The sequence below is a fragment of the Paenibacillus fonticola DSM 21315 genome, assembly GCF_000381905.1.
GTDB classification, from domain to species: domain Bacteria; phylum Bacillota; class Bacilli; order Paenibacillales; family Paenibacillaceae; genus Fontibacillus; species Fontibacillus fonticola.
In genome coordinates, this window is the sequence record NZ_KB907251.1 from 184,517 (window position 1) to 208,832 (window position 24,316).

Annotated in this window: 18 protein-coding genes; 17 read left to right on the forward strand and 1 reads right to left on the reverse strand. The window is 47.2% G+C overall.

The features are described 5' to 3' along the window. Positions 1 to 14: 14 nt before the first annotated feature. From G358_RS0109200 to G358_RS0109230, 7 genes are all read left to right on the forward strand, one after another. Positions 15 to 1,481, forward strand: coding sequence for a hypothetical protein (locus G358_RS0109200; RefSeq protein ID WP_019636923.1), 1,467 nt, complete (start codon positions 15 to 17; stop codon positions 1,479 to 1,481). A 28-nt stretch (positions 1,482 to 1,509) separates the two neighbouring features. Then, entirely contained in the window at positions 1,510 to 2,097 is a 588-nt protein-coding gene (locus tag G358_RS0109205) for a Yip1 family protein (protein WP_084662735.1), read from the forward strand. A gap of 16 nt (positions 2,098 to 2,113) precedes the next feature. Next, the gene (locus G358_RS0109210; protein ID WP_019636925.1) at positions 2,114 to 4,672 is read left to right on the forward strand and encodes a DUF5696 domain-containing protein; all 2,559 of its coding nucleotides are present in this window, start codon (positions 2,114 to 2,116) and stop codon (positions 4,670 to 4,672) included. A 58-nt stretch (positions 4,673 to 4,730) separates the two neighbouring features. After that, the gene (locus G358_RS0109215; RefSeq protein ID WP_157274311.1) at positions 4,731 to 5,579 is read left to right on the forward strand and encodes a carbohydrate ABC transporter permease; all 849 of its coding nucleotides are present in this window, start codon (positions 4,731 to 4,733) and stop codon (positions 5,577 to 5,579) included. Between the two features lie 15 nt (positions 5,580 to 5,594). Then, a complete protein-coding gene (locus tag G358_RS0109220; protein ID WP_019636927.1) occupies positions 5,595 to 6,542 on the forward strand; it encodes a carbohydrate ABC transporter permease in 948 nt (315 codons plus the stop codon). Between the two features lie 121 nt (positions 6,543 to 6,663). Beyond that, positions 6,664 to 7,926 carry an endo-1,4-beta-xylanase gene (locus G358_RS0109225; RefSeq protein ID WP_019636928.1) on the forward strand — a complete coding sequence of 421 codons (1,263 nt, stop codon included), beginning with the start codon at positions 6,664 to 6,666 and terminating at the stop codon, positions 7,924 to 7,926. A gap of 189 nt (positions 7,927 to 8,115) precedes the next feature. Next, a complete protein-coding gene (locus G358_RS0109230) occupies positions 8,116 to 9,129 on the forward strand; it encodes an endo-1,4-beta-xylanase (protein ID WP_019636929.1) in 1,014 nt (337 codons plus the stop codon). A 69-nt stretch (positions 9,130 to 9,198) separates the two neighbouring features. Here the strand turns inward: G358_RS0109230 and hcp are convergent, their stop codons facing one another. Beyond that, positions 9,199 to 10,890 carry a hydroxylamine reductase gene (gene hcp, locus G358_RS0109235; RefSeq protein WP_019636930.1) on the reverse strand — a complete coding sequence of 564 codons (1,692 nt, stop codon included), beginning with the start codon at positions 10,888 to 10,890 and terminating at the stop codon, positions 9,199 to 9,201. A 273-nt stretch (positions 10,891 to 11,163) separates the two neighbouring features. On the opposite strand from hcp, the gene G358_RS0109240 reads away from it, so the two are divergent. The 10 genes from G358_RS0109240 to G358_RS0109285 all read left to right on the forward strand — a co-directional run bounded on the left by G358_RS0109240 (position 11,164) and on the right by G358_RS0109285 (position 24,271). Further along, entirely contained in the window at positions 11,164 to 12,978 is a 1,815-nt protein-coding gene (locus G358_RS0109240) for a cache domain-containing sensor histidine kinase (RefSeq protein WP_026342166.1), read from the forward strand. Further along, positions 12,971 to 14,080 carry a response regulator transcription factor gene (locus G358_RS0109245; protein ID WP_019636932.1) on the forward strand — a complete coding sequence of 370 codons (1,110 nt, stop codon included), beginning with the start codon at positions 12,971 to 12,973 and terminating at the stop codon, positions 14,078 to 14,080. Before G358_RS0109240 ends, G358_RS0109245 begins: the two co-directional genes overlap by 8 nt. 149 nt (positions 14,081 to 14,229) lie before the next feature. Continuing rightward, positions 14,230 to 15,549, forward strand: coding sequence for an ABC transporter substrate-binding protein (locus G358_RS0109250; protein ID WP_019636933.1), 1,320 nt, complete (start codon positions 14,230 to 14,232; stop codon positions 15,547 to 15,549). A gap of 82 nt (positions 15,550 to 15,631) precedes the next feature. Beyond that, positions 15,632 to 16,507, forward strand: coding sequence for a carbohydrate ABC transporter permease (locus G358_RS0109255; protein ID WP_019636934.1), 876 nt, complete (start codon positions 15,632 to 15,634; stop codon positions 16,505 to 16,507). Between the two features lie 26 nt (positions 16,508 to 16,533). Continuing rightward, on the forward strand, positions 16,534 to 17,361 hold the full coding sequence (locus G358_RS0109260; protein WP_019636935.1) for a carbohydrate ABC transporter permease: 828 nt from the start codon (positions 16,534 to 16,536) through the stop codon (positions 17,359 to 17,361). A gap of 291 nt (positions 17,362 to 17,652) precedes the next feature. Further along, entirely contained in the window at positions 17,653 to 19,479 is a 1,827-nt protein-coding gene (locus tag G358_RS0109265) for a sensor histidine kinase (RefSeq protein WP_019636936.1), read from the forward strand. Further along, the gene (locus tag G358_RS0109270) at positions 19,476 to 20,963 is read left to right on the forward strand and encodes a response regulator transcription factor (RefSeq protein WP_019636937.1); all 1,488 of its coding nucleotides are present in this window, start codon (positions 19,476 to 19,478) and stop codon (positions 20,961 to 20,963) included. Before G358_RS0109265 ends, G358_RS0109270 begins: the two co-directional genes overlap by 4 nt. A 208-nt stretch (positions 20,964 to 21,171) precedes the next feature. Beyond that, positions 21,172 to 22,506 (forward strand): ABC transporter substrate-binding protein, encoded by a 1,335-nt coding sequence (locus G358_RS0109275; protein WP_019636938.1) that lies wholly within the window; start codon positions 21,172 to 21,174, stop codon positions 22,504 to 22,506. Positions 22,507 to 22,580: 74 nt separating this feature from the next. After that, the gene (locus tag G358_RS0109280; RefSeq protein ID WP_019636939.1) at positions 22,581 to 23,444 is read left to right on the forward strand and encodes a carbohydrate ABC transporter permease; all 864 of its coding nucleotides are present in this window, start codon (positions 22,581 to 22,583) and stop codon (positions 23,442 to 23,444) included. After that, on the forward strand, positions 23,444 to 24,271 hold the full coding sequence (locus tag G358_RS0109285; RefSeq protein WP_019636940.1) for a carbohydrate ABC transporter permease: 828 nt from the start codon (positions 23,444 to 23,446) through the stop codon (positions 24,269 to 24,271). The genes G358_RS0109280 and G358_RS0109285 overlap by 1 nt, the downstream gene beginning before the upstream one ends. The last annotated feature ends 45 nt before the right edge of the window (positions 24,272 to 24,316 follow it).

Consider the following 24,316-nt stretch of genomic DNA (forward strand, 5'->3'; position numbering starts at 1 on the left):
GGAGGCCTTGCACGATGTTGAAGAGCAAACTAATTAGAAGGAAGCATTTCCTTTTGGCGCTTTGCTGTCTGCTCGGCATTAGTATGGGAGGGGGGCCTGTCCAGGCGGACGGTGCTGCAGGGTCCTATAATTATTCCTCTTGGGGAGATACTGTTGCATCCCCGGCCTCCTATGAAGCGACAGCTTTGATCGATGGAGCTAGTCTAGGCGTGGGAGCTTTCGATCATCCAAGCGACCTGCATGTTGCTTCTGATCGGAAAATATATGTACTGGATACTGGCAACAATCGGATCGTTGTTCTAGATGAGCGTTTCGAACCGCTTTCGATCATTGACTCGTTTGAACGGGATGGACGCAAGGATACATTTCTGAATCCCCAGGGGATTTTTGTAACGGATTCCAATCATGTGCTGGTCGCAGATACGGGTAACAAACGGATCGTTCATATCGATCAGAACAATCAACTAGTGAAAATGATCGATGCCCCAGAATCCGATCTGCTGCAAGCCAATTTTGAATTTCAGCCTGTCCGGGTTGTCGTGGATAAGGCGCAGCGAATTTATGCGAGGTCACTCGGCGTATTCGACGGTTTGATGGAATTTAATACGGACGGCGCATTCACCTCCTTTATTGGTGCGAATCGCGTTAAAGCTGATCCGATCGAGCTGATTTGGAAAAGGTTGTCAACAAAGGCGCAGCGAAGCCAAATGATCATGTTTACCCCGACAGAATTCACCAATATGGATATCGACGAGGAAGGCTTTATTTATGCTACGAACGGGGACACTTGGGGAGACAACATAAAGAAGCTAAATGCCCAGGGTAGCGATATTTTAAGAAGAACGGGCTACTACAGTCCACAGGGGGACATTCGATATTCGCGCGATATCGGACCCTCCAGGCTGGTTGATATCGATGTTACAGACAGCGAGATCTATTCTGTGCTTGATTCGAAGCGAGGCCGGATATTTACTTATAACGGCGATGGACATTTAATTTACATCTTCGGAGGCTTGGGCAATCAGTTAGGAGAGTTTGATACACCTGTTGCGATAGACCGAATCGGAGATGATATCCTGGTTCTCGATAAAGGGACGGGCGAAATTACGGCATTTCAAACGACCGAGTATGGCCGGGTCTTAAATGAAGCGATAAGAAGCTATTATCGTGGTGAGGAAGATCAAGCCTTTCAGTTATACAGCCAAGCGATTAATATGAACGCCAATCTGGAGTTTGCTTATTCCGGGATCGGAAAAGCGCTGCTTAGACAGGGGGACTACAAACAGTCGATGCAGTATTTCAAACAAAGCATGGACCATGAAAATTATTCGAAGGCGTTCTTGCTGTATCGCAAGCAGTTGTTTAGAGAGCATTTCGATACGATGATGACCGTAATAATTGTGCTGATGGCCTGTGCCCTTCTATTTAAAAAATATCGGAAGAGAGTGAGGAGAAAGAGGGGGATATCGATTGAATCGTGAACTGCTTAAATATCCGTTTTATCTCATCATGCATCCCTATAACGGTTATTGGGACTTAAAATATGAACACAGCAGGAAGACGAATCTGAAGCTTTCCCTTGTCATATTAGGTCTGATGGTTGTTACTAAAGTTCTGAGCAGTCAATATAGCGGATTTCTCGTTAATTTTTACAATCCAAATGAGTTCAACAGTTTAATGGAAATATTGTATGTCATTGTTCCTGTTCTGTTCTGGTCGGTTGCCAATTGGTCGCTAACGACGTTAATGGACGGAGAAGGAAAGTTTGTAGAGATATTCACATCAACCTGCTTTGCGTTATTTCCGATGGTGATCATTAACTTTCCGTGGATCTGGTTAAGCAACGTCATTTCTATGCAAGAGACGACTTTTTATTATTATTCGAGCAGCTTCGCGATCCTCTGGTCCCTGTACTTGTTATTTGTAGGAAATATGACAGTCCATCAGTTTACCCCTTCGAAGACGATCGGAACGATACTATTAAGCCTTGTGGCAATGGGATTCATGGCCTTCTTATGCTTATTATTCTTTAGCCTGATCCAACAGATCGTTTCTTTTATCTCCGTTATTTATCAAGAAATCGTCATGAGGAACTAAGGAAGGAGGACCGAAGATGCGAACTGCCAGGTTTAAACAATTGCTGTTGTTGAAGCTCGCCGCGCTACTCTTGATTTCTGGTTGTTCTGGTTATAATTCAGTTGGTCAAGAGGATGAGGGCGTTCAGTTAGAAACAGCCTTTGCAGAAGGCAAGGCTCTGAATGCCTCCTTCATGGATTTTCGCCTTACCGGGATGAAAGGGGTGGCCGAGAATGAGCTGCTTCGCTTGTTCATCGATGAGGCTTCGGGTGAGATAGCCGTACTTCATAAGCCAACCGGGGATATCTGGTACAGCAACCCACCTGATCGCGAAGCAGATTCCATAGCTGCGGGGGTTAACAAAGATTTGCTGTCAGCCCAATTGAAGCTCGATTATTATAATAGCTTTGGACAGCTGAATTCCATCAATACATTCTCGGATAGTGTTGCCCACAGGCAGATGAATATTGAGGCTATTCCAAACGGTCTCAGGGTGACTTATCAATTCGGCACGGCCCAAAAAAGCGCTGCGGACCTGCCTCTAATGTTAAGTAAATCACGCATTGAGGAGTTAGCGAGCAAGTTAGACAAAACGGGCCAGCGTGCCTTGACCATCGCTTATACGTTTGATGATGAAAAATCAGCTTACGTGCGAAATGACAACGCCTTGAATGGGCTCCAATTGGATCGGGCCTTTAAAGCCTTTGAGGATGCAGGTTATACCGAGGAGCAGCTGCAGCAGGATATGGAGGAGCTCCAATTTACCCAGGAGAAGCCTGTGGCAAGAATTTTCAGGGCAGCAATCGAGTATATGCTGGATGCCGACAGCCTTGTAGTTAAAGTTCCAGTATCGAGTATCCAATATCCTAAGGCTTATCCTGTCGGTAATATTTCAGTGATCAGCTTTTTTGGTGCCGGAGGGTCAAAGGAGGAAGGATCGATTTTTGTGCCGGACGGTTCTGGAGCGCTCATTCATTATAACAATGGGAAAATTAAGTACCCGCCCTACCAGCAATCCGTGTATGGAGCAGATATGGCGATGGAGGTCGTTGAGAATGCCGTAAAAGAGCAGACGGTCCGGCTGCCGGTGTTCGGTATGATTCGGGAAGGCTCTGCGTTTCTGGGCATTATTGAAGAAGGTGCGGCGGAAGCAGTGATCAATGCGGATGTTAGCGGCAGACTAAACAGCTACAACTACGTTTATCCGACCTTTACCGTGCTGAACAAGGGACAGGTCACGCTGCAAGCGAACGGGCAGGAGCGGACATTGCCTAAGTTTCAAGAAAAGCCGATGCAGAGCGACTTTACGATTCGCTATGCTTTTCTACATGGGAATGAAGCTTCATATCAAGGAATGGCCCGCTATTATCAGCAATATTTGGAGCGCAGCGGCGGACTTCCCGAGCGGAGGAAGGAGAACACACCAGCGTCTATGCCTTTCTACTTGCAATTGGTCGGAGGAATTTCCAAGAGGAAGCACTTTGCTGGTATACCCTATACTACAGTCGAATCACTTACGACTTTAGAACACGCACGAAGCTTGATCCAGGATATGGAGGAACGTGACATAGCCAACATTAAGCTGAAATATACCGGCTGGTTTAATGGCGGGATGGATCATCAAGTTCCCGCTCACGTGAAGGTAGACTCTGCCGTCGGGGGCAGTAAAGAATTCGGAGATTTTATCATGTTTACTAAGGAGCAGGGGATATCTTTTTATCCAGATGTCGCCTTTCTAACAGCGCATTCTGGCAAAGGGTTTGATGAGGCAGATGAAGCCTCACGTACGCTGCAGGGTGTCCCGGCAAGGTTTTATCCGCTAGATATGGCGTTAAACCGGCGCGATAGGAACAAAACGCCATCTTATGCCGTATCGCCGCGGCTGATCGACCGGTATTCAGCAACGATGCTGGAGGAATTGCAATCCTACGGGGCGGATGGAATTTCCTTGCGTGACCTGGCTGACCAATTGAATAGTGATTTTCGAAAAAATAGACAGATCGATCGAACTGAATCGGAAGAGTTGTCGGTTCAGGCGCTGAGCGGCATTCGTAACGGAGCCTTGCAGATTTTGGCTGACGGCGGCAATGCTTACGCGCTTCCTTATGTGTCGGATATTACGAATGCGCCTCTATTCAGCAGTCAGTTTAAGCTGGAAGATGAAGAAATCCCCTTCTATCAGATGGTCATTCGCGGATATATCGACTACACGGGCGCTCCTTATAATTTATCCACCTACACGAATGTTCAACGATACCTCCTTAAATGCTTGGAGTATGGGGCTGGAGTGTATTTCGAATGGATTTATGAGCCGAATTACAAAGTGAAAGATACAGAACACAACAATCTTTATTCCGTCAATTATGACTTATGGATGGATCAGGCCGCCGAAATTTATTACACAGTAAATCATGTTTTGAGGGGCGTTCAGAACGAGCGGATCATTGGGCATGAAAAGCTTGCGGAAGGCGTATTCAAGACAGTATACGAGAATGGTACGTTCGTCATCGTGAATTATAACCGGACGCAAGTGACGATTGACGGCAAGACGATCAAAGCCGAAAGTTATATGATTGGCGGTGAGCAGGTTGAGTAAAATCAGCAAATTTAGTGTGAAGCAGCTATCATATACGCAGCAGAAAGCTTTATGGGGCATGCTCTATGTTTCGCCTTGGCTTTTTGGATTTCTCTTTTTCTTTTTCATTCCATTGATATATTCCTTAAGGTATAGCTTCAGCTCCATCAAGGCGAATGCAAGCGGGATGAGCATCGAGTTTACCGGTCTTGCGAATTATGTAGAAGCTTTGACGGTTAATCTGAATTTTAACCGCACCTTGGTGGAATCTATCGTAAATATGGTCATCAATGTTCCGTTAATCGTCATTTTCAGCTTGTTTCTTTCGGTAATTTTGAATCAAAAGTTTTTTGGCAGAGCTGCTGCCAGATCGATTTTCTTTTTGCCTGTCATATTGGCCTCCGGCGTTATTGCGAACCTGGAGATTTCCAGTCTGATTCAAATGCTCAATGAACAGAATGCCAGTTCAGGCAGCTTCATAAATGCGCTAGGCTCAGACGAACTGGCACGGATGATGCTGCGATCGGGAGTAAATGAAACGATCGTCAGTTATTTGACCGGGGCAGTCGATCGGATCCACCAAATCGTAAGCCAATCTGGCGTTCAAATTTTAATCTTTTTGGCAGGTATTCAGACGATTTCTCCGCAACTGTACGAAGCGTCCAAAATTGAAGGGGCGACGGGTTATGAAACATTTTGGAAAATTACGTTTCCGATGGTCAGTCCGTTAATTCTAGTCAACGTAATTTACACGATTATAGATTCTTTCTCCAGCAATGAGATGACCGCCTTAATTAAGGAGACGGGCTTCACGAATTTTAATTTCGGGCTTAGCTCAGCGATGGCGTGGATTTATTTCCTGGCGATCATGATTGTACTGCTGGTCAGTACGTACTTTATTTCTAAACGGATCTTCTACCAGGAATAGAAGGAGGGGAGCATTATGATAATGAGACGTTTGTTATCCTTGGAAAATTGGCAGCGATGGCTATGGTCATTAGTAAGATTCGTACTGATTGCCGGACTGTCGTTCGTCATACTTTATCCGATCATACAGAAGCTGTCGACGGCGATTAAAGATAAAGCAGATCTTTATTCACCGATCGTTGTCTTTATTCCGCAGCATTTCTCGCTAGATAATTTTAAGCAGGCTATTACCATTATGGATTACTGGAAAACATTGCTGAATACCTTTGCGCTGTCTGGAGCGACAACGGTACTGACCGCTATTTCCTGCGCGCTTGCCGGCTATGCCTTCGCACGGCTTAAATTCAAAGGCAGCAAATTCCTGTTTGCAGGTGTTATTCTGACCATCCTTGTTCCGCCTACAACGATTATTATTCCGATATATATGAATTTGAAGGAATTTAGCCTGATGGGGTTCATCCCGCTTATAACCGGGAAAACGGTAAATTTGCTCGATTCTTATTGGCCGTTTATTTTAACCTCCCTTACAGCGAACTCCCTGAAAGCAGGGCTGTATATATTTATTTTCAGGCAATTTTTTAGAGGTATCCCTAAAGAGGTCGAGGAAGCGGCGTATATAGATGGAGCGGGAATTGGCTCGACGTTTTCGCGGATTATGCTCCCGAACGCTGTACCCGCCATCGTTACCGTTCTGCTGTTCTCTTTCGTATGGCAATGGAATGACAGCTTCTTTACGACAACTTATTTGACGTCCAGCAAAGTGATGTCTACCCAGCTATCATCTCTGCCATATAACTTATCGATCATGCTCGAAGGCGGAATTACGACGAACAAGGATCCATTCTATATGAGCATGGTGCAGGATACCGGAATTTTGCTCGCTATTTTGCCGCTGACCATTCTCTATTTATTCGTACAGCGGTATTTCGTCGAAAGTATCGAACGCACCGGAATTGTCGGATAGCTCCATCGCGAACGCAGCACATTACTCCGCCTTGCAGAACTGGTTACGTTGCCGGCTTTCGCAAGGCGGTCTTCGATTTTTCGGCGATAAATTTAAGCTGGCTGGAAAGGCGGTCCTATCTATGTTTCAGGCAAAGGATAAACGAACATATATGATTTTTGGCGCAATAGCCGTACTGATCCTGCTTATCGCTATGTTACTTTTGATGAATCGATCGGAATCGATTCATCAGCAGGCGGATCGTGCGCGAGACACCAGGCTGATCAATCAGGGGGCTACTAACGATGAGACTGGAAGAGCAGAAAACGCGAAAGCGGAACAGCCTCTGGAGCGTTCCGTTGAAATGAATATCCCGTCTCTGTCGGAGGCGTATTCGGATGATTTTCCGATTGGAGCCGCCATTGAGCCGTTTCAGACGGTGGGGGTAAAGGCGGAAATGCTCAAAAAGCATCTGAATTGGCTGGTTGCGGAAAACGCCATGAAGCCGGACGCGATTCATCCTGCCGAGGAACGCTTCAACTGGGACAATACGGACCGACTTGTCGAATTTGCGGAGGAGAACGGCATGGAGGTGCGCTTTCATACGCTGGTATGGCATACCCAGATTGGAGATTGGTTCTTTAAGGATGCGGAAGGCAAATCGATGGTCGACGAAACAGATCCAAAGAAGCGTGCAGCGAACAAGAAGCTGCTTCTGCAGCGTCTCGATCAGCATGTCCGAGCGATTGTTGGACGCTATAAAAACAAAATAAAATCCTGGGATGTGGTAAATGAAGTCGTCGAACCTGGGGACCCAGATGGCATGCGGGCCAGTGATTGGTACAAAATCACAGGAACCGACTATATTGAAACGGCTTTTCGTGCTGCGCGGGATGCGGGCGGCCCGGACATTAAACTATACCTCAACGATTACGGGACGGATCATCCTGCAAAACGCGATCGAATCTATGAGCTGGTGCAGGAGATGTTAGATAAAGGGGTTCCAATTGACGGGATCGGCCATCAAACGCATATAAGCATCCATTCCCCCTCCATCGATTCGATTATCGAATCCATGCAGATGTTTAGCGGGCTTGGGCTGGATAATCTGGTGACAGAGCTGGATATGAGCATCTACGCCTGGAACGATCATCGCGATTTAGGCTCAGATATACCGGAGGATCTGCTGCAAAAGCAAGCGGAGCGCTATCAGGAACTGTTCGAGGCGCTTAAGGCGAATAGAAGCATGATTGGCGGTGTTGTCTTTTGGGGGATTGCGGATGATCATACCTGGTTGAGTTCTTTTCCGGTGAAACGCACGGATGCACCGCTTCTATTTGACCAGCAGCTGCAGGCAAAACCGGCATTCTGGGCGGTCGTCGATGCCTCGCGGGTTGTAGATTAAGGAAGAAAAAGTGTCTGAATTCTATAATTCATGGAAAATTTACTAAACATTGACAGGTTGTTTCTAATTCGTACTCAGGCTAAAATTTGGGAAAGCAGCTTTGGATTAATAGCTATGTAAGGTTAGCGCATGAGAACTTAGTTGGGGCTCCGAAGGAACGGTTTGTACATTAATGGAGGTGTAATTACGATGGTAACTTTGGCGGAAGGGTTCAAACAGGACTTTTTGATCGGCGCAGCAGTAAATACGAGAACGATTAATACCCAGCGCAAGTTGTTAAAAGAACATTATAACAGTCTCACGGCGGAAAATGAGATGAAATTTGAAAGGCTCCATCCAACTGAGCATCTGTATACGTTCGAGGAAGCAGATCAAATTGCTGCTTTTGCTCGTGAGAACGGGAAGAAGCTGAGAGGGCATACGTTAGTGTGGCACAATCAGACGCCGGACTGGGTTTTTGAGGACGCTAATGGCGGGGCGGCAGACAGGGAGACCGTTCTCGCGCGTATGAAGTCGCATATTGAGGAAGTGGTAACCCGATACCGCAATGACATTTATTGTTGGGATGTTGTTAATGAAGCGATTTCCGATGAAGACGGGGAGTGGCTGCGTCCCTCGAAATGGCTGCAAACGATTGGTGAGGATTTTATAGCGGAAGCGTTCAGGTTCGCACATCAATCATCCCCTGAAGCACTGCTGTTCTATAACGATTATAATGAATGCCATCCTGTGAAGAGGGAGAAAATATACCGGCTAATCAAGTCACTGCTTGATCAGGGGGCGCCAGTCCACGGGATCGGCCTTCAGGCCCATTGGAACATCTTCGACCCGTCCCTGAACGAAATTCGCGATGCCATCGAACGCTATGCTTCGCTTGGCTTGAAGCTGCAAATTACAGAGATGGACGTATCGGTATTTGCTTTTAATGACAGACGTACCGATTTGACATCTCCTACTCTCGAAATGATCCGGCTTCAAGAGGAGAGGTACGAACAATTTTTCCGATTGTTTTGTGAATATCGTGATGTGCTGACAGCTGTTACGTTTTGGGGAGCGGCGGATGACTATACATGGCTGGATCATTTTCCGGTTCAAGGGCGGAAAAACTGGCCGTTGTTGTTTGATACGGAGCAGCAGCCCAAGGGAGTGTTACATAAAGTATTAAGTCAAGCAGGCACTGTGCGGGAGAGTGAAGTGAAGTAACCAAAACTAAATCTAAAGAAGCCGGCTGCACTCTTCCATTAATCTAGTGAAGAGTGCAGCCGGCTTCTGTTAAGCATAAGTCCCAAGGAACATCTCCATGTCATCCTCGACGTTCGTGATCCCGCCGATACCGAACTGTTCCACCAGCACATTGGCCACGTTAGGTGAGAGGAAGGCAGGCAATGTCGGGCCAAGGTGGATGTTTTTAACCCCGAGATAGAGCAGGGCCAGCAGCACGATGACCGCTTTTTGCTCATACCAGGCAATATTATACGAGATGGGCAGCTCGTTGATGTCATCAAGTGCCAAGATCTCTTTCAGCTTCAGCGCAATGACGGCGAGGGAGTAAGAGTCGTTGCATTGGCCCGCATCCAGGACGCGCGGAATGCCGCCGATCTCGCCGAGATCGAGCTTGTTGTATTTGTATTTTGCGCAGCCTGCGGTCAGGATGACCGTGTCACGAGGGAGCTGCTGGGCAAACTCAGTGTAATACTGACGGGATTTCATACGTCCATCACAGCCGGCCATGACGAAAAATCGTTGAATATCTCCTGCTTTAACGGCATCCACCACTTGATCGGCGATGCTTGTCACAGTGTTATGGGCAAAGCCGCCGATGATTTCTCCGGTCTCCAGCTCAGTAGGGGGCGGACACTGTTTCGCGAGGGCGATCAATTCAGAGAAATCCTTAGGCTGGCCGTCAACGCTCTCCGGAATATGCTGTAAGCCAGGATAGCCGGTGTTACCCGTCGTAAAGATGCGATTCACATAACCTGGCTTTGGCGGCACGATGCAGTTGGTCGTCATCAGGATCGGCCCGTTAAAGTCTTCGAACTCACTAGCTTGCTTCCACCAAGCATTTCCGTAATTCCCGACAAAGTGATCGTATTTCTTAAAGGCAGGATAATAGTGGGCCGGCAGCATTTCACTATGGGTATACACATCAACGCCAGTTCCTTCGGTTTGCTGCAGCAGCTCCTCCAGGTCCTTAAGGTCATGTCCGCTGATAAGAATGCCAGGCCGGTTGCGCACTCCGATATTCACTTTGGTAACCTCGGGATGGCCATAAGCGCTTGTATTTGCTTGGTCAAGCAAGGCCATGGCATCCACGCCGAATTTGCCCGTCTCCATCACGAGTGCGACCATTTGATCCACGGTTAATGTATCATCTAATGTAGCGGCAAGCGCTCGCTGCATAAATTGCTCCACTTCGCGGTTCGTATAATTCAGTTGATAGGCATGATACTGATATGCGGCCATTCCTTTAAGCCCATAGGTGAGCAGCTCTCGCAAGGAGCGGATATCGGCATCTTCCGTAGCGAGCACGCCAACCTCCTGCGCTTTGGCATCCAAAGCATCTTCATCGCTGCCATGCCAAACCGCCGCATCCGGCAATAACGTCTGGCTGACTAGCTGCTGCTGCTCCCAATGTTGACGTACTTCATCGCGAAGATCGAGCGCTTCCCGTACTTTCGCGACGAACACGTCCCGGTCAAAATTGGCGTTTGTAATTGTAGAGAACAACGAATCCATAATAAAGATGGATGTCCGGCGTTCCAGCGCTTCAGGCAGCTTTGTATCCACGCTGAAGAAAGATATGCCTTTTAAAATAAAAATGAGCAAATCCTGAAGGTTGGCGACATCAGGCGTCTTCCCGCAAACGCCTACGATGGTGCAGCCGACGCCTTTAGATGCCTCTTGGCATTGAAAACAAAACATGGGCATTTCCCTCTCTGGCTTATTTAATGTAGCTTGATCCATCTATTTTACCTCCTAATTTTCAATTGTTAAAAACGGTTTGTGCAATTGTGCACATTACCAATCCATCAGAAGCATAACGCAGCAGAAAAGGCGACTGAGTGATTGGAATCACAAAATATAAGTTTGTTCCAAAGTATACATAATTAGTAAAATAAAAGAACGGGTGTTTATCTTTTATAAAGACAGATGTTTTTAAAACATCCTATACAAATTAGGATTTGAATTTTAGAATGGATAAATAATAGCAGCTATGAAATCACTGGAGGTTATGTTGTGAGTAGATGGAGGACCATGTTCTCATGGTTTGGACGATTACAAATCATGCACAAGATTATTCTTATATTCCTTCCATTGATTTTTATTCCACTCTTTATTTCGGGCTATCTCTCTAGCTACAATTTCAGCCAATCTACCATCCAAAATATGGAGCAAAGTGCCCTGGATGAGTCAAAATTAATAGTATCTCAAATCGATTCTATTATTAGCAATGCAGAGAACAGCGCTAATTTTATTGCTACTGATATTAATCGCATCATTGCCAGCTCCCCTGAGCAGCGTGATTCGGTACAAGAGCTGAAGTTCAGACGGCAGATTCAAAGCAAACTATCCACGGATCTTATTCTGTTTCCCGATGTCGATTCTGCCATTTTTATCGATAGGAACGACCATATTCATACTTCATACTCTCGCATAAACGAGGATGAGCATCTGATATTTGATAGCGGAATGATCGAACAGGTGACTCGGGTGGGGAGCTATGGAAGGAATCGCTGGTTTTCAATGGAGCAGCGTAATTTTCTGGTCAGTGACCCGGCGGTTCCCGTTCTTACTCTCGGCAAGGTCGTGATCGATGTAGATAGCGGCAATAAATTAGGCACCTTATTTATCAATGTGAAGGAGACGACGTTCTCTTCATTTCTCGGCACTGAGAATGATCAGAGTATTTCCAAAACCTATTTGCTGGTGGATACGGTTCAGAGAATTATTTCCAGTTCGAATCCGGAATATGTTCTAGAACCGTTCGATCACTTAAAGATGAAGCGGCCCTTGACGCTTCTTAATGAACCCTATTCAGAAATGATCGATCGTGACCAAGGGCAGGAATTCATCAGCGTATATCCTTACAACAGGATGAACTGGAGCCTGGTAAATATGAACCCGATGACTGCGCTAAAAAGCATGATCAGTCACAATGTCTGGATGACTGTCGTGATCGGGATGGTTTGTTTATTGCTTGCATTCCTAGGGATAGCTCTATTATCCAAGATCCTAGTAAATCCCCTGCTTCAGCTTGCTAAATCGATGCGCAGAGTCAAGGAAGGCGATCTGAACGTTACAGCGGCTATTCGCGCGCAGGATGAGACCGGACTGCTAGCTACCGTATTCAATCTCATGATCGACCGCATAAAGCAGCTTATCGCCACCGTAGAGAATGAGCAGCTCCGTAAGCGGGAATACGAGCTGGCGCTGATGCATGCCCAGATAAAGCCGCATTTCCTCTACAACACCTTAGATACGATTTATGTACTTGCTGACATGGAGCGAACGGAAGAGGCCAGAGATACAACCAAAGCTCTTGCGGACTTCTATCGCGTCATTCTGAGCAAAGGCTATGAAATTATTACGCTGGAAGAAGAGGTGAAAATCGTTAATGACTATTTAACGATTATGCAGGTTCGTTATCCTCATATTTTACAATATGATATTGCTATTCCTGACGAACTCAAGGGAATCCATATTCCCAAGCTGTCGCTGCAGCCCCTGGCCGAAAATGCGATTTATCATGGACTGAAGACGAAGGACAGCAGCGGCTTTATTCGGATTCGTGCGCATGCGGACAGCGAGCATGTGATCATTGAAGTGGAGGATAACGGCGTAGGAATGTCCCCCCAGCTTATATCCCGTATTACTGATTTCAAAGAGGATTCGGCTAAGAGAACATCGATTGGCATATTTAGCGTGCATGAAAGACTGAAGCTGTATTTCGGGGACATCTATGGTATTCATATTGAGAGCAGAGAGGGCCAAGGAACAACGGTTAAACTCATTCTTCCCAATAACTACAGCAAAGGTGAGCAGAATGTATAAAGTTATGATTGTTGATGATGAACCATTATTCAGAGACTATATGCGAAGCAAACTGGACTGGGCTAGCCACGGATTTGATATTTGCTGCGAGGCGGCTAATGGAAGAGAAGCGCTGGAGGAAGCCAAGGAGAATCGCCCGGATCTCGCATTCATTGATATATCCATGCCGTTTATCGACGGGCTCCAATTGGCGGAATTATTGAAGCAGACGCAGCCTGATATCTCTGTCGTCTTTGTGACAGGGCACAGCGAATTTGATTATGCGAGGCAGGCGGTTCGGCTCGGGGCACAGGATTATTTGCTTAAACCGTTCAATAAGGTTGAATTTTCGACAACGCTTCAGCGGGTAAAACGTACGTTGGATGAACGCTCCCGGCCTTCTTTTCAGGAGCAAATCCCCCCTCAGAAAGCGGCAAACCTTGGAGTTCTCCCATTTGATGTGCAGGAGACGCTGATTTTGACCCTCAGGATGAGGGAGATGGATGCCGTCCACGAAGAGCTGAGCCGAATCTGGCAGGTGATTCACAAGATGGATACTTCCATTTCGAGCGCTAGGGGACAGAGCTATCTGGAGGCCATCATCCACCTTTGTCGTGCTTATATCAAAGAGTCCGAGCTGAGCCCGGAAGAAGTGTGGGGAACGGACAGCATGCTAGAGCAGCAGCGGCAAGCGCTGCCATCCTGGGAAGAGGCCCTGGGATGGATCGCCGAGCTGTTCAGCAGAGCGGTTAACTATAGGGAATCTTTTAGGCCTTCGAAATCGTATCAATTATTTACGGCTGCCAAAGCATATATCCAGCAAAACTATTCAGATTCAGAATTGACTGTAGAAGGTGTGGCACAAGCCCTATATGTCGATGCCAGTTATTTGCGCAAAGTGTTTAGGAAGGAAGCTAGCGTTTCAGTCGTAGATTATATCACCTACATTCGCATGAAGGAAGCGAAGGACATTCTGCTAACCAGACCAATGAAGCTGTCGGCTGTGGCAGAAAAGGTAGGATATAATGACCCGAATTATTTCTCCAAATGCTTTAAAAAAAGATTCGGTCTAACCCCTTCCGAATTCGAGCAGCTCCATGCAAATAAGGCGAATCCTGAGTAGATTCGTCTTTTTTGTCCTGTTTATTCCTTATGATGCTCGATTATTGCATTAATCAAAATGATGAACAATTTTATAATAAACATACACCTTGAAAGCGTTGCCAGCAGAAGGTGAACAGCACGTTTAATCCAGAAAAGAGGGGTAACAGCATGAAAAAAGTTTGGTTCAAGTCTTTAACAGCTCTAGTCACCGTCGCCATGTTATCTTTGTTGCTAGCTGCTTGTTCAGGAGGGGATTCGAGTCAGGGTTCGACAGGCTCAAGCGGTAATTCAGGAGAAGAGAAGGTTAAGCTAAAGGTGTATGCTCAGCATTTTGACGACGACACCTCCAAACCGTTTGACTATGCAGTAGAAGAACTGAAGAAGGAAATGCCGAATGTTGAAATCGTGCTGGATCCTGCGGTACAGGATGGATACCAGAAGCTAAAAACCTATGCCGCTACCGGGAATATGCCGGATATATTCGAAACAGACTGGGTAACTTTGCAAACGTTTGCCAAATCTAAAAACGTTCTTTTATTAGATGAATTTGAAGAAACGGCAGCTTTTAAGAATAAATTGAATCCTGGGGTTGAAGGAAGGTTAATTGCACCAGACGGTCATGTTTATGCTTTTCCATTTACCGGCATCGAATTCCAGATCCTCTATTACAACAAAGAAATATTTGAAGAGGCGGGTATTGAAGTTCCGATCAAGACCGTGGATCAGTTAGCAGAGGCGGCCAAAAAGCTGAAGGAAAAAGGGTATGTTCCGCTATCTATTTTTGCTAAAGAGAAGTGGATCCCTACAGCGCTTTATCAAGGCTTTGTTACGCGCGAGGAAGCCATGGGCTACGGCAAGCTGGATGAAGCCGGTGTCACTGAACTGCCCGAGTCCTTCATCACTGCAGCTCATCAACTAAGAACATTGCAAGAAGCTGGGCTGTTTGATGTAAACGCTACAAATACGAACTATGATCAGGCTTCTTCCTTGTTCTACACGGGTAAGGCAGCAATGTTCGTAAACGGACAATGGGAAATTTACAGCTCTCAAGAAAAGCTTGGCGATAAAGTGGACTGGATGTACTGGCCCGCAAAGGATGAAGAAACCTATGAAAAAACAAAATATGCAGTCAACGGTTCTCCATCCCCTGGCGGTTTTGCCGTATCTCAATCGACGAAAGATCCGGAGCTGACGGTGAAGGTAGCCAGCTTCCTAGCTCAAAAGGCTGCCGAGTATAAATACGCTCAGCTTGGCAGTCCGATCGTATCCGTAAAAGTGGATAAAGAAATTACGGCGGAAATCCCGCCGATGATGCAGCGCATTGCCGATGAAGTACTTCCAAATGCTACCGATTATGCGGTCGCCCTGAACAATGTTTCGATCAAGAATGTGCTGGATGACAATACGCAAAGTATGCTGATCGACGGCTTCTCCACGGAGCAGTTCATTAAAAATCTAAATTCCGTATTGGCTAAAGAGAACAAGTAAGACATAGAGACCCAGGCCGTCCCCCTTGATGCATGTGTTCAATCAGGGGGGATTGCTTCCAGGAAAGGAGTGGGGCTACACCATGGATAGATATTTAAGCAACAAGAAGGCAATCCTGATTTTTCTGCTTCCGGCATTGCTAGCCTATACTGTCGTTCTCATCTCACCGGTGCTGCAAACGATGTATCGCAGCTTTTTTGAATGGGATGGATTAGGTACGGCTGTATTTAACGGCCTTGATAATTATAAAGAAATGTTCCAGGACCCCCTGTTAATGACAGCTTTGCGAAATGGCTTGATTTTTGCAGTTGTTCTGGTCGTTTTTCAAATTGGCCTCGGAACGATTCTAGCGCTGGCTTGTGCCGATCCGCGAGTCAAGTTTAGAAAATTGCTGAAAACGGCTTATTTTGTGCCGGTGATTTTGTCTGTGACGGTAGTTTGCCAGCTTTGGATTGCAATGTACGATCCGACGAATGGTTTGATCAATAAGCTTTTTCAGATCATGGGAATCTCCTATCAGCAAAACTGGCTGACTTCGCCGACAGTATCGATTGTTGCCATTGCTTTTGTTAACGCCTGGCAGTTCATGGGCTATCAATTCAGCCTCCTGTATGCAGGAGTGAAATCGATCCCCGAGCAATACTATGAAGCGGCAACCATCGACGGCTGCAGCAAATGGATGGCTCACCGTAAAGTAACGCTCCCTTTGATGAAAGAAACCTTTAAGTTCTGCTTTATCATTGCGATCACATCAGGAATCGGCGCTTTTGTACAAATGCTTATTATGACGAATGGCGGACCAGGCACGAGCAATTATACTTTAACCTTCATGATTTACCGGTATGCCTTCCTGGAGAATAAGTATGGCTATGCCTCGGCCATATCTGTATTATTGGTCGCCATCTCACTAGTAGCGACGATGATTATCAACAAGGTGTTTGATCGTAAAGATGATTAACATGCATCTTAGAAGGAGAGATCGTTATGCAACGGGTTAAATCATTCCTCATCCAGGTTCCTTTATGGCTTTATTTCATTATTTCTGTTTATCCGCTGTTCTGGATGATTTCCTATTCGCTCAAGGACAACAATGAAATATTCGTTACCAATCCATTTGGGCTGCCGACCCAATTTCGATATGAAAACTACATTAACGCTTGGACTCAATTTAATCTTCCGCAGTATTTTATGAACAGTGTGGTCGTTTCTACGGTGGCAACGTTATTTATCGTCATTTTAGCGTTAATGTTCTCGTTCGCTATCGCCCGGCTGCGCTGGAGGTTTAGGGAAGCGGTCCGGCTCTATATGCTGGTGGGCATGTTCATGCCATTGCAGGTCATTATGATCCCTCTTGCTATTCTCGTAAAAGACTTTCACTTGGCGAATACGTATGGAGCGCTCATTATTCCTTATATCGTGATTGGATTGCCATTTTCATCGCTTATTTTCTACGGGTTTATGCGCGATATTCCTTCCGAGATTGAAGAAGCGGCATGTATGGACGGAGCGAGTGTCTATCGTCTGTTCACTAAAATTATAGTACCCGTAGTTGTTCCGGCAATCGCGACGGTGGTCATATTTCAATTCTTGAACAATTGGAATGAGTTCATGCTGGCGAACATACTTATTTCCGATGAATCGATGAAAACACTACCCCTGGGACTATTGTTCTTTCAGGGTCAATATAGCACCGACTGGGGCGGAATGGGGGCAGTGATGACGATTGCCAGCCTTCCGATGGTGATCATCTATCTGTTCTTCAGTGAACAGGTTGAAAGGGCGATGACCATGGGCTCTGCGGTAAAAGGATAATAGGCATGGCTAAATTTAAAGGCCTGAACCCGGAAGAATACCGGGGTCAGGCTTTTGATGCCTAACGGCCTATTTTCGCTTTTATATCAAACTGTCTAGCATGCATCAGGTGACTGCTGCTTTCATGAATGTTCCGTTTGTGGAAATGTCCGAAGCCCTGCTCCGCCAAGTAAGCCGCCAAATTCCCCGCGTCTGTTTTGAAAACCAGGTTGTTATAAAAGTGCTCATGGTTATAATTAGATGCAAAGTGACATGTATTCTATCGGACATCGAGGAAAAGAGATGATACCCTTGAGAACCTGGCGCAATCTGATGCTGCAAACGAAAATTCTGATCGCTTTTATTCTCGTTCTATTTGTCGTGATCGGTTTAACCTGCCTTATTTTCTACTATGGGAATATGAGAGATACGAAGACGCATACCTACTCGATGTTAAATACGCTCAGCGGGCAGTATAGCAGAACCGTCGATTTTTTTATGGATGACATTGAGAAAATCTCTCTATCGATCTTCAGCGACCCCGCCATACAGGGTATTCTGGCCAATCATGCCCAAATCGGTCCTAAGGAAGGCTTGAAGGTAAGGAACGAGCTCTTTGCCTTGCTCTTCAACTATGCCCATCCCCGTCCGGAAATTGCCGGAATCCGCCTATATACGACGGATCATATTTCCTATCATTACGAGGCAGGATCAACCGTAAACGCCGAAGTATTGCAGGAAGAGCTTTGGCAGACCCGGCTGGATGCGATGTCCAAAAGCGGTTATTTGCTGCTCCCGCCGTCCTCCTCCAATGAAGAAGGCTACAGGGAGAAAAATCTTTCCCTTGTGCGCCATATCTACCGGATTCCCAGGAGGGATAAAATTGGCTCGCTCAGGATCGATATTAACGCCCATGAAATGGGACGATTGCTCGTATACTCTGGCTCCGACCCGCTTGGCGAGCAAATGCGTGTATTCATCGTCACGGATGAAGGCGCTGTCATATACGACAATGAGGATGCCTATACGGGACAGCGCGTTGCAGCCTTCGCTCATGCGCTAAGCACGGACGAGAGGAAGTATTCCGGGGAAATCGATTGGCTGGATAAGAAGTATTTGTACACTTCCGAGAAATCCGATTACACCGGCTGGAACATTCTGATTCTGCTGTCTAACGATTTCCTGGTCGCCAAACAACAGGAGGCACAGATCATCCTTGTCATTGTCGGGCTTATTGCAGCCGTACTTGCATCCATAGTCGCCTACCTGATTGCCCGTCATGTGACCAAGCCTTTAAGGGAGCTGATTACCGAGATGAACCGGGTCGAACGGGGCGATTTAAGTGGAAGGATGGATATTAAAAACAGGGGCGAGCTCGGGGTGCTAAGCCGTGTGTATAACAACATGCTCAACAGTATATCGCGCCTAATCACGGAGGTATACGAATCCAAGCTTGCTGAGAACGATGCCAGGCTATCCGCGCTGCAAGCGCAGATCAATCCGCATTTTCTTTACAATACACTGAATATTATGAAGTCCATCAGCCGTTTAAAGGGCGTTGAAGAGGTCGCGGAAATGTCCGAATCGCTGGCTGACTTATTCAAATACACCATGAAGAATTTGCAGCTTCCCGTTTCGCTTCGGCAGGAGCTGGAGCATGTGGCTAATTATATGAACATTCAGAAGCATCGCTTTGGCGACCGGTTTGCGTTAAGAATGGAAGTCCCTGAGCAACTGATGAACGCCTCCGTCCTCAAGCTCACGATACAGCCGCTAGTAGAGAACGCAATCATCCATGGCTTCAGCCGGAAGAAAGCGGATGCTTTTATAAATATCAAGGTATGCACGGAAGGGGAGCTGCTGCTGATCTTAGTCAGCGACAACGGATTGGGCATGGAGGAGCAGGCGCTCAACAAGCTGGAGCAGCGCCTTGCCGAGTACAGTAAACGCAGTAAGCATGATGTTCAGGAGGATGGCGAAGGGATTGGACTCAGCAACATCCATCAGCGCATTCAATTGCTGTACGGTAAAGGGTACGGCGTTAAGATTGCGGGCTCACAGGGAGCAGGAACAACGGTGACGTTGATTTTTCCTTACAAGGTTTTTACACCAATGCTGGCAGAGGAGACGAGGCAATGAACATCTTTTTAGTGGAGGATGAGCGCTGGGCGCTTGCAGAGCTAGTGGAGTTGTTTAAGGCATATGAGCCGCGGCACCGGGTTTACAGCTATGACAATGGGGATGACGCGCTTGAAGCGGCGGTGAGAATCAGGCCGGAGCTGGTCGTCACCGATATCACAATGCCGGGCATTAGCGGTTTGGAATTAGTCGAGAGGCTTGCTGAATTGGATTCAACAATCAGGGCGGTCATTTTGAGCGTACACGATCAGTTCTCTTATGCCCAACAAGGCTTGAAGCTTGGCGTTATCGATTATTTGCTGAAGCCCGTCAAAAAAGAGGCACTTTACGACACGATCGATCATGCCATCGAGCGCATTCAAAGCGATATGAAGTTAAGGAGCGCCAAGAATAAATGGCTTCTGTCGCAAATGCTGCTTCATTCGGAGCCTGTCGATTCTCCGCTTTTTGATGAGATCTACGAGCAGTCCTATTTCATAGTTCTGGCTATGGCAGAGCAAGGTTTGGCCCATATGCCGTCTGCTGCAGAAGAAGGGTTTCGTGAATTTGTAAATCATGCGGCCGGCGGCAGCTACATGGTGGAGCTGGACGCGCAGCGAAAGATATTGCTTCTCCCTTTCAACGACCAGGGGCAGATCAAACGATACGAAAATGACTTGCACGAATGGTTCCTGGAAGCGAAGCAGGATGGGCCCATACATGTCGGCTGGGACCTGAAGCAGGCGAAGGCCTCTCTACATGCCGTCTACAGAGGATTGGACGAAAGAGTGGAAACGAACCGGAGATTTGCCCAATCTACTTGGATTGGCCGGAATGAAGCGGTCTCCGAGGTGAATCTCAGCGATCTATGGGACGATATCAGGGTGCTGGAAGCCTTCATCAAGAAAGGCCAGATGACCAAAATTAAAGAAACCGTCGCTACGGTGGTCGCCAAGATTGCCAACAAGCGGGTGGCCCGGCACCAGCTGATGATTTTCTTGAATGACATGGCCTACTCGCTTCGATATAAATTGCAGCAGGGGGCGGTGGATTGGCGGCAGACGGATTCCGAAGTGCAAGGGAATTTCGAGGGAGTAGCGACATACGAGGAGCTCGGGCGTCATTTGGAGCATTTCGCATTAAGCATCTGTGCCCAGACGGTCTCGTCGGATACGCTGCCTAAAGAGTTGATCCCCGTGCTCCTGAAATGGATCCATCAGAATTATCACCAGAACATTTTTTTGCAGCAGTTCGCTAGCGAACATCATGTCAGTCTGGGATATCTGTCGCGGCTGTTCAAAGCCCAGACCGGGCAGTCCTTCTCGGAATATTTGGCAAGCTACCGGATGGAGAAAGCGAAGGAATTTTTGGCTGGCGGAATTGAGCGGATTCAGGATGTCTGCCAGATGGTCGGTTACGAGGACGTCAAATATTTCAGCCATCTGTTTAAACGAATTGTGGGCATTACGCCGACAGAATATCAGAAGAAGCTGCAAGCTCAATAAAGCCGGGCATCTGTTTGCCTGGCTTTTGGCTTAAAGGAAAATCTCTCCCCCTAAATACGAAAAATCCCCCGCTGTGTTCCGTTCATTTTAAAATTAAACTATATATGTAAGCGTTTAACGGACGCTTCGCTTAAGGGAACCCGGGCCCTTTTGGCGGTAATGGAATGCAAATAAGATGGGGGCACATGTCCAAAAGGAGGATTCATTTATGACGTTCAGAAGAAGAGCAACCTGGTTAAGTCTGACACTGGCTTTACTGCTGATTGTATTGTCCGCTTGTGGCAAAGGCGGGAACATTGCCGGAAGTTCCGGCAATAAATCTGCGAAGGAGGCTGCGGATACCGAGAAAACGACGCTCACGCTGCTTATCGACAACCAGACCGCGATTGACGGCATTCAGGCGGTAGCAGATGAAATCAAGCGGGAACTGAACATTGAGACCAAGATCGAACTCCGCCCTGGCGGTACAGAGGGAGATAACGTCGTAAAGACGCGCCTGGCGACAAGCGATATGGCGGATTTAATGTTCTACAACTCGGGTTCCCTGTTCAAAGCCTTGAATCCGCAGGAGTATTTCGTGGATCTGACGAACGAACCGTTTATGGACCATGTGCTGGATTCCTTTAAAGATACGGTCTCGGTAGATGGCAAGGTATATGGCATTCCAGGCGGATCAACAGTGGGCGGAGCCTGGCTGTACAACAAGAAAATTTATAGCGAGCTGGGGCTGTCGGTGCCAAAGACGTGGGATGAACTGTTGGCGAACAACGATAAAATTAAAGAAGCCGGATATACCCCGGTCATCGGTTCCTTTAGCGATTCCTGGACCTCCCAGCTTGTCGTACTGGCTGATTATTATAACGTGCATTCCCTGGCTCCGAATTTTGCGGAGGATTATACCTATAACAAAGCAAAATACGCCACGACGCCAGAAGCGCTGCGCAGCTTCGAGAAGCTGCAATCGCTACGCGACAAGAAGCATTTCAATGATGACGCTACGGCAACGAAGCTGGAGGATGCGCTGGCCATGCTGGCCGAGGGGAAAGCGGCCCATTATCCAATCCTGACTTTAGTTTTGACGAATATTAATGCGAATTACCCTGAAATGATGGATGATATCGGCGCGTTCGCCCAGCCGAGTGATACGGCCGATGTCAACGGCTTGACGATTTGGATGCCGGGCGGTATTTATGCAAATAAAGAGGGCTCTAAAATAGACGCTGCCAAAAAGTGGATGGAGTTCTTCGTCTCTCCAGAAGGCGTTAAAGCATACTTGACGGCTATGAAACCGGAAGGGCCGATGCCGATCAAGGGCGTGGAGCTGCCTGATGATACTTACTCTGCCGTAAAAGAGATGCTGCCTTATTTTGAATCCGGCAAAACGGCTCCGGCGCTGGAATTCTATTCTCCCATCAAAGGCCCTTCCCTGGAGCAGATTACCGTTGAAGTAGCAACGGGAATATCCTCCGCGGCGGAAGGCGCGGCCAAATATGACAGTGATGTCGAGAAGCAGGCGCTCCAACTCGGTCTTGAGGGCTGGTAACGGCTATTTGGTAACAATTGGCCCTGCGGCAGCGGCTGCGGGGCCGGCAATTCCGAGGAAGGAGTGAAGCCTGAATGAAATCAACGAAATCTTTGTACAGCTATGGATTTTTGCTTCCCGCGGGCATCATCTTCTTTATTTTTTTTCTGCTGCCGACGATCGTGTCCTTCTTCTTCAGTATGACGCGCTGGACGCTCACGGACTGGGAATTCATCGGCCTTGATAATTTTATCATGTTCTTCAAGGAGTCTTCGCTGAACATCGGATTTCGCAATACGTTCATTTACGCCGTGATGACTAGCGGAACGAAGGTAGTGCTCGGCCTGCTGCTGGCGGTGCTGCTGACCTCTGGCATCAGATCGAAGGATTTTCTGAGATCGGTCGTTTTTTTTCCAACTTTGATCAGTACGATTGCGGTCGGGATTACATTTAGCTACTTGATGCATCCGTCCCGCGGCTTGATTAATACGGCATTGGCGGCGCTCGGCATTCAGGGGCCGAACTGGCTTGGCGACCCGGCGCTCGCGATTTATTCGGTCGGACTCGTGGATATTTGGAAAGGCGTCGGTTTTGCTACCGTCATCTATATTGCGGGCATGATGTCCATTCCGGCCGATTATTACGAGGCGGTCGATATCGACGGCGGGAATGCCTTTCGTAAATTTTGGCATATTACGCTGCCGCTAATCCGGCCGGCGATGAATTCCGTAATTATCTTATCGTTTATCGGCGGACTGCGGACATTCGATTTGGTCTGGACCATGACCAAGGGGGGACCCGGCTTCAGTTCTGACCTGATCGCATCGATCATATACAAGCAATATCAAGGCGGATTTTACGGATTATCCACGGCAGGCAACGTCATTCTATTCGTGATCGTCGCTGTGCTGGCCTTCCCACTCTACAGATTTCTCACGAAAAGGGAGGTCGATCTGTAATGCGCAAATCCGGAAAAATCATAGCGGAGCTTTTCGCTATTTTGCTAACAGTGATCTTGTTCATTATTCCGTTTTATTTCATTCTGATCAATTCCTTCAAGAACAGCAGGGAAGCTTCCAAGATGAATCTGCAATGGCCGAACGTATTTCAAATCCTTGACAATTACCGCGAAGTGATTCAGGCCCAGGACTACATGCTGATTCGCGCTTTTTTCAACAGTGCATTCATTACGGTCGTTTCGATCGTCATTTTGGTTTTCGTCTGCGCGATGGCGGGATTTATTTTACAGCGCAGAAAGAGCAAGCCGCTGACCATCGTCCATTTTTTATTCCTGGCCGGACTCATGATTCCGCCGGCGGTTGTGCCAACGATTTGGGTCTTGAACGGGATCGGCATGTTCAAAACGATGGCCGGGCTCATTCTGATCGAGGTTGCAATCAATATCCCGTTTGCGATCATTTTGTATTCCGGCTTTGTGGCTACCATTCCACGGGAAATCGATGAAGCGGCACTCGTTGACGGCGCAGGGAGCCTCAATTTTTTCTTCCGTATGATTTTGCCGCTGCTTAAACCGGTCACATCCACGATTATCGTGCTGACCTCGGTCAACGTGTTCAATGACTTCGTCAACCCGCTATATTTCCTGCCGGGTGCAGAGAACGCAACAGCGCAGCTGACTTTGTACAACTTCATGAGCCTGTACAACACATCATACAATCTGCTGTTTGCCGACGTCGTTCTGTTGACCATTCCGCCGCTGCTTCTATTTCTCATTTTCAATAAACGGATCGTAGCGGGAATGACGGCTGGCGCGGTGAAAGGGTAATTCTTCAACAAAGGGGAGTCCCTGAACAAAGAGAAATGCCTGAAC

Excerpts from the sequence above, each read along its gene's own strand:
- G358_RS0109200 (WP_019636923.1), top strand. The coding sequence starts at position 15 with ATGTTGAAGAGCAAACTAATTAGAAGGAAGCATTTCCTTTTGGCGCTT.
- G358_RS0109205 (WP_084662735.1), top strand. The coding sequence starts at position 1,510 with ATGCATCCCTATAACGGTTATTGGGACTTAAAATATGAACACAGCAGG.
- G358_RS0109210 (WP_019636925.1), top strand. The coding sequence starts at position 2,114 with ATGCGAACTGCCAGGTTTAAACAATTGCTGTTGTTGAAGCTCGCCGCG.
- G358_RS0109215 (WP_157274311.1), top strand. The coding sequence starts at position 4,731 with ATGCTCTATGTTTCGCCTTGGCTTTTTGGATTTCTCTTTTTCTTTTTC.
- G358_RS0109220 (WP_019636927.1), top strand. The coding sequence starts at position 5,595 with ATGATAATGAGACGTTTGTTATCCTTGGAAAATTGGCAGCGATGGCTA.
- G358_RS0109225 (WP_019636928.1), top strand. The coding sequence starts at position 6,664 with ATGTTTCAGGCAAAGGATAAACGAACATATATGATTTTTGGCGCAATA.
- G358_RS0109230 (WP_019636929.1), top strand. The coding sequence starts at position 8,116 with ATGGTAACTTTGGCGGAAGGGTTCAAACAGGACTTTTTGATCGGCGCA.
- hcp (WP_019636930.1), bottom strand. The coding sequence starts at position 10,890 with ATGGATCAAGCTACATTAAATAAGCCAGAGAGGGAAATGCCCATGTTT.
- G358_RS0109245 (WP_019636932.1), top strand. The coding sequence starts at position 12,971 with ATGTATAAAGTTATGATTGTTGATGATGAACCATTATTCAGAGACTAT.
- G358_RS0109250 (WP_019636933.1), top strand. The coding sequence starts at position 14,230 with ATGAAAAAAGTTTGGTTCAAGTCTTTAACAGCTCTAGTCACCGTCGCC.
- G358_RS0109255 (WP_019636934.1), top strand. The coding sequence starts at position 15,632 with ATGGATAGATATTTAAGCAACAAGAAGGCAATCCTGATTTTTCTGCTT.
- G358_RS0109260 (WP_019636935.1), top strand. The coding sequence starts at position 16,534 with ATGCAACGGGTTAAATCATTCCTCATCCAGGTTCCTTTATGGCTTTAT.
- G358_RS0109270 (WP_019636937.1), top strand. The coding sequence starts at position 19,476 with ATGAACATCTTTTTAGTGGAGGATGAGCGCTGGGCGCTTGCAGAGCTA.
- G358_RS0109275 (WP_019636938.1), top strand. The coding sequence starts at position 21,172 with ATGACGTTCAGAAGAAGAGCAACCTGGTTAAGTCTGACACTGGCTTTA.
- G358_RS0109280 (WP_019636939.1), top strand. The coding sequence starts at position 22,581 with ATGAAATCAACGAAATCTTTGTACAGCTATGGATTTTTGCTTCCCGCG.
- G358_RS0109285 (WP_019636940.1), top strand. The coding sequence starts at position 23,444 with ATGCGCAAATCCGGAAAAATCATAGCGGAGCTTTTCGCTATTTTGCTA.